The organism is Flagellimonas myxillae, assembly GCF_023502235.1.
Taxonomy (GTDB): domain Bacteria; phylum Bacteroidota; class Bacteroidia; order Flavobacteriales; family Flavobacteriaceae; genus Flagellimonas; species Flagellimonas myxillae.
In genome coordinates this window covers 30,341-49,436 of record NZ_JAMFLY010000004.1, presented here as the reverse complement: position 1 = coordinate 49,436, position 19,096 = coordinate 30,341, and the positions used below count along the sequence as shown (strand labels likewise).

Genomic DNA, 19,096 nt, shown 5'->3' with positions numbered 1-19,096 from the left:
GTACTAAAGCACGTTGTATCTTATACCGGCATGAATCGAGTAGTCTGAGTTCATGAAAATCCCGTTGTAATTTTGGTATAAGGGTGCATTGAACTCTACCCCCAAGATCAATTTTCCCTTTGCAATTAGAATATTGGTGCCCAATCCCCCGGAAACAAGTTCACCTCCATAATTATTAGGGTTTGCTGTGGGCACCATCATAGGATTCAAATCTGTGTCCATTCCTGATATAGCACCTTGGGTACTACCGCTCAATCTGGCATTTACGCCAATTATATTGGAGAAATTATATCCCAACCAAGTATGGAGCTCACTGATGTTTCCAAGGCGATAGCCATCGCTGTTCCGACCTGTACTAAAAGTGTTCAGTTGTTGGATTCCCAAAGTAAAATGGGAAAAATTCTGTTTGAAAGTGGCCCCGAGGGTCCAATCGAAGGTTCCTGAGCCCAATTGCATGGCATATGGTAGTTTGGCATCGGCCATCATAGGCGTAGCGTCCCTGCTATCAATTTTTCCAATTGGGAGACTCACCTTGGTATTGAGATGAAGCGAGTTTTTTCCATTTGAAAATACGCCATATAACATGCCCAATTTTAAATCTCCAAGTCCACTGGAAGAGGTGGAAAAATCGTTGATCATGGACATGCCGTTGTCCATCATCATCCTGGCAGACAGATCCATATCCTTGCTCACCATGTTTTGCATAAGCATCAAGGTAACTCTTTCGGAAGGAGCGTACATCAATCCCAACATAAACATTTCCATGCCCATTTGTTGGGGAGCGACCATAAAATTTTGGTAAATCTCCGAATCCTGCACTTTGCTGCTTCCATTTCGATTCCCTTGCATACTCATGTACATGGATCGCAACGAAATCATAACCCCGCCTTTGGGATGCAAATGATCGCCCATTACCCCACTAGGCGCATAGGAACTGGGCCCATGGTTGTGGTGAACGTGTTCGGTAACCCCAAAGCTTGAGGAGGTAAAATAATTGTTCAAGGCATCCCAATCCATAATATCACCTCCGTTGACCTTTCGGGATTCCTGCGCACTTTTGCGTGTGGCATAAGCGGATAAATTCGCCCCCATTGGACTAGACACTTTCTCGCTTCTTAAATAATATGCCTTGGTTGCATCAATTTCCTCTTCTGTTTTAAAATCTGTGACGGCCAGGGCCACAAAAGTTTGGCTCGCCTTGCTCTGAACTTGCTGTACCAGACATTCCACGGAATCAAAATGATCCATTTTGCCATTGGTTTTTTCGGCACGCGCCTTAAATTGATTTTGCCTGATGTCCATTCCGCATGCGGAACATCTTTCCGTGTTCTGCCCTGTTGCAAAAAAGAAACCCAGGCTGAATAGAACCGCTAGAAGTATATTTTGCTTTATCATGATGGTATTATCTTATGATTAGAAATTTGGTGTTCATATGTGCTTTTACCCAATGTTTTTGTTCCTTGGGAAAATGAAAAAACTGTTGTTTTGTCAGCCTATGGATATGGTCATTTATGAAGAAGCTAATATCTCCTTCCAATACCAATAAATGGGCATCCTTAGGGGAGTCGTGCTCTGGAAATAGTGCATCTTTCTCCAAGCTGATCAACAGCACTTCAAGACTATCCGTATGTGTCAAACGATGTACTTTTAGTCCATTGTATTTTTCGGTTTTGATATGATTGTCGATTTTGTACATGTTGATGTTTAGCGATTGAACTTGTCCAATAATTGATTCCAGGAGTAAATGATTCCCTCATGATCCTTTTGCACTTCTTCAGCAAGGTTTTTGGAACTGAAGGCGGTTAGAAACTCCCCCATAGGGCTTGGAATTTCTTTGCTAATGAGGAAGGTGGCCTGGGTGGCATCTATCAAATCTGTTGGTTCGTTGTAATGATTGCACAAATACAGGGCTACCGAATTGGAATCCACGTCCTTTAAATGATTGACCATACACTCTATGGCATCGAACTTAAAGGCCTTCCCTTTTTTGGTGACAAGTTGGGCAGCATGTTGGGCATCCACAATGGTCATTCTGCAAAAATGGCAACCATCGGTTCCGTATACAATTTCTTGTGGCTTTGGGGTACAGCCCATGAAAATCGTTACCAATAGCAAGGTGCCCAATGTTTTTACATCCCTAAGCCTTCCCATGTTATGCTGTTTTCAGTTTTTTGTTTTCCTTTCTCACCAATAGGTAGCCAAACAAAGACAATCCCATTCCTAAACCGAGGCTGTAGGCACCCAATTGGGGGTAGGAGTGGGCTTTGAAGTTAAGGATGTCCTTGGTTCCGAAAAGTGGAGGTTGGAATCCCATAACAGACCCGTCAGGGTTGGTAAATTTCATAATGGCCTTTGGGTCAAGGTCGTGTCCGTAGTCATGTTCCCAGAGATAGAAGTCATAAAGCCCGGCACTACTCAGAATCACCATTAAAATAAACCAGTACAAATACCATTTGTGGTTGGCTTTCCAGGCAATCAAAAGTCCTATGATCGTGGTGATGAGGATTCCGGCCGGAAATATTTTGAACTCTGGAATGGCTTCCGGGATGTATTTCATGCCCACGTAGTGGTTCATGAGGTTAATGTTCTTGATATCATGTGGATTGGCATCCGTAAAATCGTTGATATGGATGAACATTCCCAAGGGTGTTGGGTATTGTGGTGCTTCCAAAGTTATTTTCCAAAGTGGGAACACAAACAACAGTAAGGGGAGCAAAGCTCCAGCGAACATTAATATTTTGGCTTTTTTTTTCATCTCAGGATTCTTTAGTTTGAAAAAGCGGGAGGGAAACCCTCCCGCTCTTCCGTACACAATTCAACTATACATTAACACTAATCCTCACCTAACGACCAGCTCAAATCTAAATCGGAACTAGCCGGAGAAACTCTTACATAGCCCTGCATCTCCTGGTGCAAGGCAGAACAGAAATCTGTACAATAGAAGGGCCATACCCCCACTTGTTTGGGTTCCCAAACAAAGGTTTCGGTCTGTCCTGGCATGATCAGCAGTTCGGAGGTATTGGCACCGATCATACTTACTCCGTGGGGTACATCGTAATCCTGTTCCAAGTTGGTTACGTGGAAATACACTTTGTCCCCAACCTTGATTCCTTCAATATTATCTGGATTAAAGTGGCTTCGGATCATGGTCATGTACACATGTACCTCCTTGCCATTTCGTTCAACCCTAACATCCGCATCCGAAGTGGTGGCATACTTATGCTTGTTTTCCTCCAGACTGTAGATTTTTTTGGATCGTTCCTTTACAATATCAGCGGCAATACCTGCGGCGTAATGGGGCTCACCCACCGTGGGGAAGTCCAACAGCAATTCCATTTTCTCTCCGGAGATATCGTAAAGCTGTGCCGATTGTGTCACCTCGGGACCGGTTGGGAGGTATCTATCCTTCGTAATTTTATTCATGGCCACTACATACTTACCGAATGGTTTTCTTGAGTTCCCACCAGGAATCATCAAGTGTCCCACGGAATAGTAACAAGGCTGTCTGTCCACAACTTCCCAAGTTCCCACTTTCCATTTTACTACCTCAGAAGAGATAAAGAATGTGGTGTAACCGTTTCCTTTTCCGTCGAACTCAGTGTGCAGGGGCCCAAGACCAGCTTGTTTTACAGATCCTGCCAAAACATCTTCAAAACTTAAGATTGGGATACCATAAGCCTCGCCATCAAACCTTTCGTTTTCAATGGCATCGATCATTTTGGTAAAGGAGTGTACTGTCAAATCCGAAGAAAGTTTTCCGTTACCGACGATATATTCTCCTGTTGGGTCTACATCACAACCGTGAGGGGACTTTGGAGTCGGAAGCAAGTACACCAAACCTGGCAATTCAGCAGCGTCCAATATCCTAACCTCTTTTTTCATGGTTGAGGTTGCCGTATGGGTCGATTCGTCATATACGTTGTGTGCATAATTGGCCGGCATGGTCCTAAACTTCCCTTCTTTGATATATTCTTCGGCCTTCTTCCAGTTCACGGCAGCGATAAAATCCTTGTCGTTTTGAGAAGCGTTCACCTCCATCAAGGTGTGGGATTCCTCAGAGTTGTAAGTGGAGAAGAACATCCAACCGTGGGAAGCACCTCTACCAGGGTGGGCCAAATCGTAGTCAAACCCGGGCATCAAAATCTGAAAGGAAAGGTCCATTCCACCATCTTCAGGGTCTACGCTAATAAAGGAAAGGGAACCTTTAAAATTACCTTTGTACTCTTTAATTGGCATATCCCTTTGCGGAATTGGCACAGAGAACCGCGTTCCTGCAACTACATATTCGGTGTTTTCGGTAACAAAAGCAGAACTGTGGTTACCGGCACTATTTGGAATTTCAATGATTTCGGTAGTTTCAAACACGCTGAGATCAACCTTGGCTATCCTTGGCGTGTTATTTCCGTTGATAAAGACAAAACGTCCGTCCAATTCCCCATTGGTCTGTGAAATATCAGGGTGGTGGGCGTCATCCCAAGGAACAAATCCGTGGGAGGTGTTTAACATAGGCTTGGTTTCCTCGTTGTATCCCCAAGCCTTTTCAGCATCTTGGGAGAACACGGGAATTACCTTGAAGAGTCTTCCCGAAGGAAGCCCATAAACGGACATTTGTCCACTGAACCCACCCGAAATGAACGCATAGAATTCATCATGTTCCCCGGGTGCAACATAAACCTTTTCGGCAGCACTGGAAGACAGTGCCCCATTGGAGTCTTTGCCTTGCTGGTTACAGCCGATCAGGAACATGGTTACGGCCGCAACGGCAAACATTAAAAAGCGAAATTTATTCATCATACTTGTTTTAAAATTTTGTTTTTCTATTCTTCAGGGGGTAACATTACTTTATCCACTACGTGTACAATGCCATTTCCGGCAGGTACACTGGCCACAATCTTGGCGCCGCCAATAAGGACATCATCCCCTTGTACCTCAACTTGTACGCTCTGGTTGTTCGCCTGCCCCAACTTTTTAAACTTCTTCAAGAAGTCTTTGGAGTATTTTCCCGGGGTGACGTGGTACTGTAAAATGTTGGCCAATGCTGCCTTGTTCTCTGGCTTCAGTAAATTCTCAACGGTACCTTCGGGCAAGGCTTCAAATGCTGCGTTGGTAGGTGCGAAGACCATAAGGGGGCCTGCATTTACCAATGCGTTTTCCAATTCTGCTGCCTGTACTGCCGCGACCAAGGTGGTATGGTCTTTGGAACCAATGGCAATGTCAAGAACGTTTGGCGTGGCCTCATCGTCCTTTAAAAATGCCTGTCCTTGTTTTTCACCGTCTTGTGATTCCACTGTTGCTGTGGATGGGTTCTGGGTCTTGGTTTCGCTCTTACAACCGATCATCAGAGATGCGGCCAAGAACAAACCAATAGTAAGTTTAATGCTGGTTGCTAGTTTCATACATGTATTTATAAGGTTCTAAAGTATTCGAGCACGGCCCGGGCCTGTTCTTCACTAAGCCCTTGATTGGCCATGGGAGATCCGTTAAATTCCATGAAAAGGTCTTTGGCCAGTGGGTCTTCCTTGACCATGCCTTCGGGGTTTAAGATCATGTTCATGATCCATTCAGGTGACCTTCTTTTTAATATTCCATCGGGAGCTGGACCAATAAATTTTTTCCCGACCCGGTGACAAGCCAAGCACAATTGGTCATAAGCGGCTTTACCTTCCGCGACCAAAGCTTGATCTATGTCGGTACTCAGGTCCACCGAGGTTATAGGACCGACCCCTTTGTTTTCCAAATCGATTCTTTCCGAAGCCTTGGTGGTTTCGGTTTCAACTTTTTGTGTGGCCTTTTGGGTAGTTTTTTGTCTTTCTACCTGAAAGCCATCTTGTTTTTTTTCTTCTTTACCCCCGCAGGAAATCAAAATACCTAGGAGTAGAACATAACCGCCTTTTAGAATAGTTTTCATGTGATATCAATTGTTGGATTTTGGGTCAAATGTATGGGCTGAAATTGACGCAGAATATGATAAAAATCACATTTCGGATAAAAACATCTTTTTAATATTGTATATGATTTAAAGACAGGGTAAAATGCTTTCCAATTCGGCCAAATATGCTTTGAAGGCGGTGCTATATTTGGCTCTACATACCAGTGAGGACAATAAGATGATGGTCAAGGATATTTATACCAATATCAACGTGCCCCAATCTTATTTGGCAAAGCTGTTACAGGAACTCTCCAAACACGATATCATTTCATCATCACGGGGACCTAAAGGCGGTTTTTATTTGAGCGCCAAAAATCTTGGGCTGCCGTTGATCAGGATTGTGGATGTAATAGATGGGGAGCAAAGGCTACGTTCCTGTATGCTCAGTATTCATGAGTGTGATAGCGAGAACCCCTGCGCCCTGCATCATCTTGTGGGCAATGCAAATAGCGATTTCATAAAAAATCTGGAACAGACCACCATAAACGAGCTTATCCTGGAAGTCAGGGCAGGAAAATCCGTATTACCACTTTAATGCAGCCTGCTCAATACAAAGTACTGCAATACGCTATTTTTCTACATCGAATTTGTAAACGCAGATAGATGAATAGGTTTCACCGGGTTCCAAGACCGGGGAAGGAAAGTTGGGTTGATTGGGAGAGTCTGGATAGTGTTGGGTCTCCAAACAGATGGCACCTCTATAAATGTATGCCTGGCCATTTTTTCCGCTCACGGACCCGTCCATAAAATTACCACTGTAAAACTGCATTCCTGGCTCATTGGTATAAACCTCCATGATTCTTCCCGATTCGGGTTCGGTTACCCTAGCAGCGAAGGTTAGGCCATCCTTATTTTTTGTTGCAGTGTTAAAAACGTAGTTATGGTCGTATCCCCCTCCTATCTTAAGTTGATCAAAATCGGATTCGATATCCCTTCCAATCGACTTGGGCTTTCTAAAGTCCATGGGTGTTCCGTCCACGGGGTCAATGGTACCCAAAGGAATTAAAGTGGAGTCCACAGGAGTGTAATGGTCTGCATTGATTTCCACAATATGGTCCAGAATACTACCCATGCCTTCTCCTTTAAGGTTAAAGAAGGAATGATGGGTAAGGTTAACAATGGTTTTTTTATCGGTAGTGGCCTCATAGAAAATTTGAAGCTCATTTTCCTCAGTCAATACATAACGGACGATTACGGAAAGGTTTCCGGGATACCCATCCTCCCCATCTGGGGAAATCCTTGAGAACTGTATTTCATTTTCACTGGAATGGTCCACATCCCAAACCACGTTGTCAAAACCCATATCCCCTCCATGCAAATGATTGGGGCCATTATTGGTGGCCAAGGTATAGTTAACGCCATCCAATGAGAATTTGCCCTTGGCAATCCTGTTACCATACCTGCCTATTACTGATCCAAAATAATCAGTACCTGGTTCGTAGTAACCCTCCAAGGTATTGCATCCCAACACAATATCGCCCATGTTTCCATTTTTGTCCGCAACGTACAATGCAATCAAGCGTTGCCCAAAGTTGGTAAAATAGGCCTCTGTGCCAGCCTGGTTTTTTAGGATATACAAATGGACCGAATCGCCTTCAACTATCTTTTCAAAATTGTTTGGGTCGATGTTAGATGTCATGCTACTTTTCACTTGGTTTTTGTTTGCGTCGAGTGTTGGTTTTTGCCCATTTCTTTTACACGCTGTAACCATTAAGAAAAAGGCAAAAAGAAACAGGATTGGTTTTTGAATCGACATAGGTGTTGGATTTATTGATCCTAAATGTAACTAAAAACAAGTGAACATTCCGAGAGAACTTTGTTAGGGTTTTAGGAATCATACATAAAGATTTTAAGAGGGTAAGGATATCGGTTGAAAATCAACCAACAAATAGTTGAAACTGCTATATTTGGAATCGTTCATTTAACCAATCCTAGAGTCTACCAATATGAAAAGAAACATTGCACTTGGGTGTCTTGCCGCTTTGTTTGCTATGTCGTGTAAGCAAACTGCCAAGAAAGAACCTGTAAAATCGGAACAACCAACGGAAGAAGTCAACGATATTACTAAGGCGTTCGGCATTGAAATCCTGGATGAAGAAGCGCTTAAGATCATAGATTCCAAGGCTTCCATACAACTATTGGCCAGCGGTTTTGAATGGTCAGAGGGTCCACTTTGGATTGATGACGGGGAATATTTGCTCTTTTCCGATATCCCGAATAACAAGGTCTACAAATGGGACACCAAAAACGATACCATTACCTATTTGAATCCCTCCGGGTATCTGGGGGAAACCAACGAAGATTTTAAGGAACCTGGGTCTAACGGACTTGTCTTGGACAGCGAAGGACGATTGGTGCTCATGCAACATGGAGAGCGAAGGGTAGGCCGAATGGTTGCACCGCTGGATCAACCCAAACCGGTTTATGAGGCCTTGGTCGATAATTATCAAGGCAAACGGTTCAATAGTCCCAATGACGGTTTTTTTGATAGCCAGGGAAACCTCTATTTCACGGATCCACCCTACGGACTACCGAAGGGAATGGAGGACCCAGAAAAGGAATTGGATTTTCAGGGCGTTTACTGCCTAAAAAATACTGGAGAGTTGGTGTTGTTGGATAAACTTACGCGGCCGAATGGTATTTGTCTGTCCCCAAAGGAAGATAAACTGTATGTGGCGGTGTCTGATGCCAAACATGCGGTGTGGTACCAGTACGATGTGGTGGAGCCAGGAAAGGTGGAGCATAAAACCTTATTTCATGATGCCACTCATTTAATGGGCAAAGAAGGACAGCAAGGTGCACCTGATGGATTAAAGGTACATAGCTTGGGCTATGTGTTGGCCACTGGTCCAGGAGGATTGTGGATTTTTGATGATTCGGGTAAAACCTTGGCAAGAATCTACACCGGACAGCGAACTTCCAATTGTGCTTTGAGTACCGATGAAAAACAGCTTTTTCTCACGGCTGATGATCATTTGTTAAAGGTTGATCTTAAATAAAGTGTCATAAAACTGTATTTCGACTTAGGAAATACCAAGTCCAAATAATAGCAAAAGAAATCCCGGCCTTAGGTCGGGATTTTGTTTTGAGCGGTCTTTTTTAGAAGATTGTTTGGTTTTGTTGGGTACTTTTTATTCCCCGCTGGAAGCCACTAATTTGGCCGGCGTATTTTTAAGATGTAACAAAGATCCCTCCAAATCGGGATATTTTTCTCTTAGGGTATCGTATTCAGGGTTCACACAATTTGCTCCCCAAATTCCCAACATTACCTTGAGCCCTTCCTCATTTTCGGCGTACTGTCCTTTATCATCCGTTTCTTTGATCCATTGGTCCAATACGTTCGCATATTCATTAAGAATGTACCCATACTCCGGATCTTCCGCCAGGTTATGGAGCTCATGGGGATCATCGGCGAGATCGTATAATTCCTCGGCCGGTCTAACATCAGACATAAAACGCCTTTGTTCTGGATTTAGTGAGTCCTCTGCATAAAGCTGCTTCATCACTTTTACAAACTCAACATTGTCAACATCCATATAGGTAAGCTGCGTATACGGTCTATCGGTCATAAAATTTCTGATGTATTTAAAATCCATAGATCGAACGGAACGTATTCGATCTATGGTAAAATCGCAGCGATCTCTGGCTGAAATCACGTACTGACGCTTGTTTCCGCTGTCATCAAAAATGTCCTTACCCTCCATGTATCCTGGGATGGGGATGCCCGCCAAGGAAAGGGAACTTGTTCCAAGATCAAGCCCGCTGATTAAATCAGTATTGGTGCTTTTTTGGGGAACACGCTTTTGGCTTTTGGTGAAATCTGCAATAATCAAGGGTACATGTAGCCCTCCATCGTATAAAAATTGTTTGTTTCTAGTGATGCGCATGCCGTGATCGGAGAAAAAGAAAACTATGGTATTTTCCAAAACCCCACTTTCCCTCAACTGCTTTATAATCCCACCAACTCTTTCATCCGTAATTTGGATAGCATCCAGATGGTTGGCATATTCCTCTATAATAGCAGGGTGGTCTGGAAGGTAGGGGGGGAGCGAAATTTTAGATCGGTCCACGGGATTTTTTACATTTTCCTTAAAACTGGAAGAAAAGATTTCCTTACCTCCATAGAGCTGGACCTGTCCAAAGAAAGGTTGTTTATCGGCCAAGGTTGCCAAATCCAACCGCACCCCACTTTTACCATACAACGAATGAAGTTTATAATCTTGGGTATACAAGTCCAAACGGTCGTACATAAAGTTGTAATCATCCTTACCGTTGTTAAAAGTGAAATATCCTGCTTCCTTGAAAAGCTCTGGAATTGTCTTTAGGCTGTCCGGCAAGTAAATGGCAGATTCCTCGGTTCGGGAACTATGATGGTTATGGACCCCCAAGGTAGTGGCCATTACTCCGGTAATGATACTTGAACGGGTTGCCGAACATACCGGTGCGGGCATATAAACATTGCGGTACACAGTTCCTAAGGATGCCAGGCTATCAATGTTTGGTGTGGCAATTTCTGTAGTGCCGTAGCTTCCCATAAGCGGAGCTGTGTCCTCCAGATAGATCCAAACAATATTCGGCTGTTTTTTGGAATTATCCTGCTGTTGAGGTCCGCAAGAGATGGAAGCAAAACATAACAGGATCAAGGCGAGGGTTGGTATTTTGTTTGTTTTCATGGCTTGGAAATATTAGCGGATGCTTGTTAATGATATTAAACCGGAAGGGGGTACGGTCACCAGATGGGATTCTTGGTTGAGCTCCAGGGTGCCCTCATCCGTTTGATTTCCCATACAATCCCTGATTACGTATGCATACTTTTTAGGTTGCCCCTCCTTCAACAAGATGATTTGTTTGGAGCGCTTTGCATTGAGTATATCCATCTTATCCCATTTGTTGGTTTGAACCTTTACAAGTTGGTCGTTAAAAACGGTGGTGATTTTCTTGTTGTTCCGACTGCCTTCCAAAATGGGATAATTGGTAAGCGGGCTTGTTGGGTGGAATTCCCCATCCAATAGCACATCGCGGTTTTGTAGCCAATAGTCCGTGTAAAATTTGATCATCTTAAAATGATCTTGGGGAATATCCTCTAACCGCACGGAAATTTGGGGTACGGAGTACATTACATTGAGCATTTGTAATGCAGCTACCTCCACAGGTTCGTCATAGTGCCACATCAACATATCGGAGTGAACTGCGGTGTTCCCGCTGAGCATCCTTAGATCGGAAGTACGTATTCTGTTTACAGAAGATAGGTTTGGGCAATCGGTGGCCCGAAACATATTGCCGTATTTTCGCATGGCCGGACCTATATAGGGTTGCCTAAATTCAATCATAATATCTGGCTTGATCGCTTGAAGGGATTTCATCAAATCCGTCATCAATACATCTGTGGCCTCATTTACCGAGGCATAGTCCCGCCCATTTTCTTTGGTGAGTTCGGTTTCACTGTCCGACACAAAGCGTCCAATAAAGTCCAATTTAAAACCATCCAGATTCCATTCACGGGTAGCATCCACATAGGTGTTGATGATAAATTCCCGGACTTCGGGATAACGTGGATCTAGGACATAGGTTCCCTGTCCGTTCCAGTATCTCAGAAATTTCCCCTTCATTTTTTCGTAGGCCTTGGAATTTTCCCCGGCAAATGGAACTGCGTACCACAGGATGAATTTCATGCCCAAGTCGTGCACGGCCTGCACAAATTCTTTCATTTCAGGAATACGTTCAGGTTCCCAATCCCCGGTATAAGCGTATCCTCTATTGCTATCGAGGGTTTGCCAGCCATCGTCAACAATAATGGACTCAAACCCCATTTTTTTGGCGAGCTTGCATTCTGCTACCAATTCCTTCATGGATACCTTTTGATGATAGCTATACCAACTGGAATATACCGGAAGTCGTGCCACTTCGGGAACCGGTGCAGGGGTATACAATTCAAAAGAAGCCCACCAATCGGCAACTTCGTTCAAGGCTTTGGAATACAACTGGGGTCTACTATCGAACCTCACCTTGACCTCATAATTTTTAAGGGAACGATTCTTTTCCGTGAAAAAGGTAATCTGGTTATAGACCTTCCCATCTTCTTCCTTGATTCCGGTGCTCAGGGTTACGGTGTTCAAGGCTTCGGATACCGAAAAATTTAGGCGATTGATATCGTCATGTCCAAAAAGTACGATGACCGGTGCTTGTTTGGCCAACATGGAGTTGGTTTTGGACGGGCTCCAACTGGGGCCAATATTTTTATTGTTAAAGCTTCCCGTGCCCCAATGTCCTGCTATATCACTTGAGGGCAAATTCCATTTTAGGGTGAATTTGGGTGGCGTGGCGCCGCTTTCATGGGAAAGTGTAATTGTGGCTATATCCAAGCCTTCGGAAATATTTTCAACTTCAATTTTGGTGTCAAAGCCGGAAAAATCCCCGCTTATTTCGACTTGTTGTCCGGCAAGTTCAATTTCCTTAACAGTATTTTGGGCAATTGCGCCGACACAGAACAGGGCGGTTATCACTCCCGTGGTCAAACGTTTTAAATTAAGGGTCATTTGTATTGGTTTTAGTGCTTTTGTAGCGTTTGTTATCGGTTATTTGCTTTGGTCCCACTGCTCTTCTTCGTAGATGGCTATTAAATGGGTCCGAATAAAAAAGGAAGTCTCTAGACTGTCTTTGCCTACTTGGGCTGTCATCACTTTGGACGGAAAGCTGGGCATGTGACAGGCTATGCAATTGTTCGCCACTGATTCCATTTTGTGGGATTCAACCTTACATTCAACGGTTGCTGTATTATGACAGGCCATGCATTTTTGGTTAAAAAAAGCTGTTTGTCCCCTTTGGTTTTTATGGGGGTCATGACATGTGCTACAGTCAATGGTTCCTGCTTCCTGAAAGCATTTACTGCTGGTCAATAGCCCATATTGGTTACCGTGTACGTCTAGACTGCTATTAGAAGTTTGGGTCTCCATGTTTTGGGAATAGTCATCTAGGTTTTCACCAGCCAAAAAGGAAAAAGGGCTACCCCTTAATGTTACTTCCCGAAGCCCGGAATGACATTGCGCACATATATCCAAACGCTGCTGCTTGGGTAATTCACTTATATTAAGCATAAATTTTGCCTCCGGTACTTCTGGATTTTCCCTATGATAAGCGACATGTTTTAAGGAGGGGCGATGACATCTTTCGCAATCCACTCCATATAGCATTTTTTCCTTGTTGTAGGTGTTTCGTTTGCTTGAGTTGAGATTGGTTGCAACGGTAAGATGGCATTTTAAGCAAGCATCATTGATAGGCCTTTTGATGTTATGGGTTGGATATCCAGGACTGTTGATCCATCCATCCGAAGCTGTATGGTAAGAGGGTTGTAATTGAAACAATCCATCTCCATCCCAAGTAAGGTAGGTTTGGCCCCGAACCCCAGAACCGATCACGATATCAAATTTGGAGGGAGGGAATTCCACCGCCCTGTTTTTAATATTCACGTGTTGAAAAAAGGAATCTTGTTCGATTTTCATGGTGAACCTAACGTCTTTCAAATCCAACACATTAGACCCCTCTGTGAAACTTCCTTTTATGTTTTCAGCATTGGCTATCGCTGAAGTCTGGAAATGGGCCGTCTCCAAATGTGTGGTAAAAATATCACTGTGACATTCCATACAGGATTCGGAACCGGCAAACTGCTCCCCACTCAAATGGGTTGCAATCGCATCAGGACTTTGATAGTCCGAGGCCATATTTGGATTTTTGCAATGATAGACGACAGCCGCGCAAAGCACTGCCAACAAGATCATAAGGCTATATAACAAGCGCTTTTTGTTCATTCTAGACTTCTTTTAGAGCTGTTGGTCTAGTAGGTTGGAGTTTCCTTTTAAATATTATGTGGTCCCAGGTGAATCAATTCACCTTAATCAGTTGTACCGGAGCGTTGTTTTTGGCCACTAGTATGTGTTCTTCCCCGTTTTTGGAAAGCAGTTCCATATCACGCACGTCCCCAACGATTTTCAATCCAGATTCCATCATGGTCTTGGCCTGGAAGTTTCCATTTCCATCCCCTTTCAGGTAAAGTCCAAAACTGGCATCGTTTCTCGGTGTTTCCACTTCGGCATTATATAGATTACCGGCCAATACGGCATCAAGGTTTCCATCCTTGTCAAAATCGTTCACCACAAATTTGTTGATGCTTGATATTTGGGCCAATTGGGGTAAGGGCTTTACCGTGAATTTTCCATTGTCGTTTTCGAGATATACACTTTCGAAGGAAGTAATTTCATAACTCAGTGATTCTTCCAGCATTTGAGTAGTGTAAATCTGATTTAAGGATGCACTCGCAAAGGAATTGTAATCTTTGAACTTGTTTTTGATTGCTGGCATTTGTTGCGATGAACATTGTCTGCCCCGAACAGGAAACTCGGTATCTCCTTTTTTATAACTCAAAACAATATCTGCTTTTTCATTACGGTCAAAATCATTGAGGTAAATTTTGAAGGGGTAATCCGTACTTGCCTGATACTTGTAGTTTTTTCCTAAGTTTCCTACAATGAGGTCCAAATCGCCATCTTTATCAAAGTCTCCTTTTTGAATATCGAACCACCAACCGGAAAATTGGTCGGATAATAGTTGGTCGGAAACATCGGTAAAGGTGCCTCCATTGTTTTTAAAAACTTTAATGGGCATCCATTCCCCTACTACTACTAGATCTTCCCATCCATCTTGGTCAAAATCTATCCAAGATGAGGCCGTAACAAGACCCAATGCTTTTAAATCGGGTAACATTTTATCTGTTGCTGGGACAAACTTTGGACCTTTAGCATCACTTACATTCTCTAAAATATAAGAATCGGCAGGGTAGGGGTACTTTTTAGGAACCAAGCGCCCGCCAACAAACAGGTCCAAATCTCCATCGTGGTCTATATCCGAAGCCGTGATATCCAGTCCACTGTTTCTTATTGCCGGAATGGCGTTTATGTTTCGTTCAAACTTTTCGTTGCCCAAATTCTCATAGAATCGGTCTTCGTAGCCTTGGGAACCTGCACTAAATTCGTTACCCCCAGAAGCGATATAAAAATCGTTGTCACCATCATTGTCCGCATCAAAAATCAAGATTCCGAGATCTTCGTAGTATCTATCTGCTGCCAAGTCTGGGATAACAAGTTCGGAAAACGATCCCGCCTCCTTTTGAAGGAACACAGAGGCAGATGTGCCAATGGAACTTCCCACGATATAGTCTTCCTTGCCATCTCCGTTTAGATCTCCGGTAGCCAAGGCAGGGCCTAGGGTGGAGTTTTTGTGTGGCAGTAAAATCTCCAGGTCAAAATCGTTAAATGGATTTTCCTTGTGCACTGTAGGATTGGGAAGATCTACGGTATTAAAAAGTCTGGGATTTTCATCGGTTTTGGCCAAACTGGAGTTTTTTGCATTGGATTCTCCGTAACCAATTGTCAGCCTTTTGTTGGCCTTAACATTTTCCAATTTTGTAAGCTTTCCATTGGGCCAGGTCACCACTATACTATCTACCTCTTTGGCATTGCCCAGACCAAAGTGCATTAAGGGCGTTACCGAAGATAAATAACCTCTTACGGTGTTATGCTCCAGCACTTGGGTTCCTTCACGGGTATGTACGGAAACCACACTACCATTGGGCAGCACTTTGCCCTTACCATCCAGATGAATAGTTAGTTGGTTGGTTTTGAAGCTGTTGTTCCGATAAATACTGGAGATGTCCTCCAAATTGTTGATGATCAGATCCAAATCTCCATCATTGTCCAAATCTGAATAGGCCACCCCATTGGAAAACGTTTTCTCCCCAAAGCCCCATTCTTCAGTTTTTCTGGAAAAGGTTAGATCCTTGTTGTTGTGGAACATATAATTGCTCAGTTTTTCGGAGGGTAGTTCAGCTAAAATGTTTAAAAGACCCGCTTCTTCTTCTTTGGTTTCGTAATCTGGAGAGTTTTCCAGTTCGTCAAAGAAGGTTCGGTATTTTGCATAGAAATCTTTGTTGTTCACATCACGGCGAATGCCATTGGTAACGAATAGATCTTTCCATCCATCGTTGTCAAAATCGGCCAAAAGGCCTCCCCAACTCCAATCGGTGGAGGATACACCTGCCAATCGTGCTACATTGCTAAAAAGTGGCGGCTCCGAACCGGAATTACCATTGTTTAGCTGAAGGGAGTTCTGCATATATTGGTGGTGCAGTCCCATATTCACAGATTGGTAAAACGCATCGGGATCCATGGAGGACATGTTGGCCTTGGAACGGAAGTTGTCCTCGGCAGACATATCCAACTGGAAAATATCTTTAAAGCCATCGTTATTGAAATCGGCAATGTCTGCACCCATTCCAAAAAACGAGGTTTGTTGTAGGCTTGTGTTGATTTGGTTGGTAAAGGTACCATCTTGGTTGTTGAGGTAAAGGAAATCTGGAGCGTTAAAATCGTTGGAGACAAAAATATCGATATACCCATCATTGTTCACATCCGAGGCCACAACTCCAAGGCTTAGCCCAAAGTTGCTCACTCCCGCCTCTACGGTAACATCGGTAAAATGGCCGTTATCGTTTCGATAAAGACGATCGGAATCTTTAAGCTCGTGATTATCCAGCATATAGGCATAATAAGGAACAGGTGCCACAAAACTGGTAGGAGGGTAGTTGATCACGTATAGATCTAAGTCCCCATCCTTGTCGTAATCGAAGAATGTCGACTGCATGCTATGGCCATCGCAGTCGATGCCATATTCGGCGGCTTGTTCTGTAAAGGTATTATCTTGATTGTTGATATACAGCACATTGTTGTGTGGCGCTACTTTTCCATTTACCGAGCAATAAATGTCCAAATATCCGTCTTGATTGATGTCTACAAAAGTAGTTCCGGAATACCATCGTTCATCGCCCATTATTCCGGCGGTTTCCGAGATATCCTCAAATTGCATGTCCCCTTTGTTCAAATAGAGTTTATTGGGAACCATGTTTCCGGTAAAGAAAATATCTTCCAAACCATCGTTATTGATATCGCCTACGGAAACACCTCCGCCCAGGTACATATACGGATAAGAAAAGTAGTTGTACTTGTGGGTTTCAGTGAGTTCGTTTTTGAAATCGATTCCGGTCTTGGAGGCATCCAATTTTGTGAATAGGGTTTTTGGTTCATTTTGACAGGATGAGATCAAGACTGTGGCTACAATAAGGAGGAGTATATTTTTCATCAGCAATTGTATAGTTTGAGGAACAAAAATAAGAATAGCCCCGTATTTAGAGATACGAGGCCATTCTACTTACTTGAGCATAATTTACTTTAAATTTCTAGTACCCTGGATTCTGAATCAAGGAAGGGTCCTTGTCAATTTCAGATTGCGCAATAGGCAAGAAATAAACTTTATCCAACCATTGTCTGTTTTCAAAGACAATATCGGTAGGTCTATAGGTATAATCCCAAGCTGCAGGGTCTTTCCTGTAATTGGTAACCGTGGTACCAGGTATCTGGTCTGCCTGGATCAAAACAGTCTGTACTTGCTTGTCCAGGGAATATGGTCCTTCCAACCAACGCTTCATGTCAAAGAGTCTGGCATCTTCGTTAACCAATTCTTTGTCGCGCTCCCTTCGGTACAGCTCTTTAAGGGCATCTCCAGTTTCGGTTACTCCTGGTAGGCCATTTCTGAACCTAAGCTTGTCTAACCAAAGAATGGCTTCTGCCTCATCACCCAATTCGATATTTGCCTCTACATAATTCAAAAGAATCTCAGATTGTCTAATGTAAGGCGCATCGATTTTCTGCAGGTTATTTGGCCAAGAGGCAGGTAACCTAGGATCGGAGAACTTTCTAAAATAGTATCCGGTACGGGAACCGTTCCAATCCTCAATGGGCCCTTGACGCGTGTCTACACCATTCTTGATGGTACCATCGGAGAAAGTATAGAATCCAGTTTGGATTTCATTGAAATTGTCATGTACAACAACATCATCCGTTCTTGGCTTCCAAGGAGCTCCATCGTAAAGGATAGTTGAATAAAAACGTGGTTCACGATCGGTATAAGGATCCGCAGCGTGAGCTGGGTTGTCCCAATCGAAAGTTGTTCCATCAGACATGGTGTATTTGGAAACCAAAGCTTCTGTTGGTGTGGTTCCAGCCCATTCGTGGTATCCGTTTGGACCTTGGTTCAAAGCAAACATACCAGGACCTTGGGACCAACCATCACCTCCGTCATAAGTTCTAGAGCTAAATCCAAACTCCTCAACCAAACGTCCCCAAATAAAATCGACGTTCTCATCACCTTGAAGCCACATGTCGTCATAGTTCTGAATGGCTTCTTCATGCGAGGCTGGTGCAGTGTAGTCCAACTTGTAGCCAGCATGCTCGTCCAAAAGTGCTTTAGAAGCAGCCTTGGCAGCTTCCCATCTGGCTGTCTGGGATCCTCCTGTGTACTGAACCAATTCCTTGTTTCCGTAAGCAGCAATAGTGGATACGGATGCACTTTTTCCTGCATCGTATAAATCACTCGCCGCATGGGTCAACACTCTTGATTTAAGTGCCAAAGCTGTAATCTTATGGGCTCTTGCCGGGCTAACCGGGGCATCGTCCAATAAATTGATAGCTTGATCTAAATCGGAAACAATCAAATTGATGGTTGCTTCAAAGGAAGACCTTGGGTTGTTTGCCTCACTATCCAAGTCTAATGGCTCCGTAAGTAATACAAGTCCACCATACTGACGCATCAAATTGGTATAAAAATGGGCTCTCATAAAATAAGCCTCACCCAACATTTGATCAACAAAAGCTTGGTCAAATCCAGCTTCGTTGGCAGTTAATCTAGTGATGGCCAAATTGGCACCACGAATAAAGGAATACAAAGCCCCCCAGTTATCCAACCAGTTACGGGTCATGTAGTTTCCTCCAGCGGTCATTTTACCTTCGGTATAGCCATCAACCCCTCTACCAGGGTGGGTAAATACCGCATTATCTGTAAAAGCGTCTGAAGTTTCCTCTTCGGTAAGTGTTCCTGCCCATGTACCTTGGTACAGGTCAAGTACGGCCGCTTCGGCTAAATTTCGATCGCTCCATACCGCATCCTCCGCAATTTCATTTAGCGGGGTCGTATCTAAAAAATCCTCATTGCAGCCCATTATCACAAAAGCGAAAAGCGACAACGATGCAAGTTTTAAAATGTTCTTTCTCATCATAAGAATTT

Annotated in this window: 15 protein-coding genes; 2 read left to right on the top strand and 13 right to left on the bottom strand. The window is 43.6% G+C overall.

What is annotated here, in order from left to right; all coding sequences use genetic code 11:
- Window positions 1–3 precede the first annotated feature (3 nt).
- The 7 genes from M3P07_RS15455 to M3P07_RS15425 form a co-directional block, all read right to left on the bottom strand.
- Window positions 4–1,395 carry a nitrous oxide reductase accessory protein NosL gene (locus M3P07_RS15455; protein WP_249970834.1) on the bottom strand — a complete coding sequence of 464 codons (1,392 nt, stop codon included), beginning with the start codon at window positions 1,393–1,395 and terminating at the stop codon, window positions 4–6.
- Window positions 1,396–1,402: 7 nt separating this feature from the next.
- Window positions 1,403–1,696, bottom strand: a complete 294-nt coding sequence (locus M3P07_RS15450) for a cupin domain-containing protein (RefSeq protein ID WP_249970833.1) — start codon at window positions 1,694–1,696, stop codon at window positions 1,403–1,405.
- 8 nt (window positions 1,697–1,704) lie between these two features.
- Complete coding sequence (locus M3P07_RS15445; protein WP_249970832.1) at window positions 1,705–2,151, bottom strand: nitrous oxide reductase accessory protein NosL; 447 nt, start codon at window positions 2,149–2,151, stop codon at window positions 1,705–1,707.
- A 1-nt stretch (window position 2,152) separates the two neighbouring features.
- A complete protein-coding gene (locus M3P07_RS15440) occupies window positions 2,153–2,755 on the bottom strand; it encodes a hypothetical protein (RefSeq protein ID WP_249970831.1) in 603 nt (200 codons plus the stop codon).
- Between the two features lie 77 nt (window positions 2,756–2,832).
- A complete protein-coding gene (nosZ, locus tag M3P07_RS15435) occupies window positions 2,833–4,746 on the bottom strand; it encodes a Sec-dependent nitrous-oxide reductase (protein ID WP_249970980.1) in 1,914 nt (637 codons plus the stop codon).
- A 71-nt stretch (window positions 4,747–4,817) separates the two neighbouring features.
- Window positions 4,818–5,396, bottom strand: coding sequence for a fasciclin domain-containing protein (locus M3P07_RS15430; RefSeq protein ID WP_249970830.1), 579 nt, complete (start codon window positions 5,394–5,396; stop codon window positions 4,818–4,820).
- An 8-nt stretch (window positions 5,397–5,404) separates the two neighbouring features.
- Window positions 5,405–5,908 (bottom strand): c-type cytochrome, encoded by a 504-nt coding sequence (locus M3P07_RS15425; protein ID WP_249970829.1) that lies wholly within the window; start codon window positions 5,906–5,908, stop codon window positions 5,405–5,407.
- Window positions 5,909–6,032: 124 nt separating this feature from the next.
- Between M3P07_RS15425 and M3P07_RS15420 the strand changes: the two genes are divergently transcribed.
- Window positions 6,033–6,464 (top strand): RrF2 family transcriptional regulator, encoded by a 432-nt coding sequence (locus tag M3P07_RS15420; RefSeq protein ID WP_249970828.1) that lies wholly within the window; start codon window positions 6,033–6,035, stop codon window positions 6,462–6,464.
- A 33-nt stretch (window positions 6,465–6,497) separates the two neighbouring features.
- Here M3P07_RS15420 and M3P07_RS15415 read toward each other — a convergent pair whose 3' ends face one another.
- Window positions 6,498–7,568, bottom strand: a complete 1,071-nt coding sequence (locus tag M3P07_RS15415) for an aldose epimerase family protein (RefSeq protein WP_249970827.1) — start codon at window positions 7,566–7,568, stop codon at window positions 6,498–6,500.
- A gap of 307 nt (window positions 7,569–7,875) precedes the next feature.
- On the opposite strand from M3P07_RS15415, the gene M3P07_RS15410 reads away from it, so the two are divergent.
- On the top strand, window positions 7,876–8,928 hold the full coding sequence (locus tag M3P07_RS15410; RefSeq protein ID WP_249970826.1) for an SMP-30/gluconolactonase/LRE family protein: 1,053 nt from the start codon (window positions 7,876–7,878) through the stop codon (window positions 8,926–8,928).
- 132 nt (window positions 8,929–9,060) lie between these two features.
- On the opposite strand, the gene M3P07_RS15405 is transcribed toward M3P07_RS15410, so the two are convergent.
- From M3P07_RS15405 to M3P07_RS15385, 5 genes are all read right to left on the bottom strand, one after another.
- Window positions 9,061–10,602, bottom strand: a complete 1,542-nt coding sequence (locus M3P07_RS15405; RefSeq protein WP_249970825.1) for a sulfatase family protein — start codon at window positions 10,600–10,602, stop codon at window positions 9,061–9,063.
- A gap of 12 nt (window positions 10,603–10,614) precedes the next feature.
- Window positions 10,615–12,465, bottom strand: a complete 1,851-nt coding sequence (locus M3P07_RS15400; RefSeq protein ID WP_249970824.1) for a glycoside hydrolase family 36 protein — start codon at window positions 12,463–12,465, stop codon at window positions 10,615–10,617.
- Window positions 12,466–12,504: 39 nt separating this feature from the next.
- A complete protein-coding gene (locus M3P07_RS15395) occupies window positions 12,505–13,734 on the bottom strand; it encodes a cytochrome c3 family protein (protein WP_249970823.1) in 1,230 nt (409 codons plus the stop codon).
- A 73-nt stretch (window positions 13,735–13,807) separates the two neighbouring features.
- A complete protein-coding gene (locus tag M3P07_RS15390; RefSeq protein ID WP_249970822.1) occupies window positions 13,808–17,116 on the bottom strand; it encodes a VCBS repeat-containing protein in 3,309 nt (1,102 codons plus the stop codon).
- A 97-nt stretch (window positions 17,117–17,213) separates the two neighbouring features.
- Window positions 17,214–19,085, bottom strand: coding sequence for a RagB/SusD family nutrient uptake outer membrane protein (locus tag M3P07_RS15385; protein WP_249970821.1), 1,872 nt, complete (start codon window positions 19,083–19,085; stop codon window positions 17,214–17,216).
- Between the last annotated feature and the right edge of the window lie 11 nt (window positions 19,086–19,096).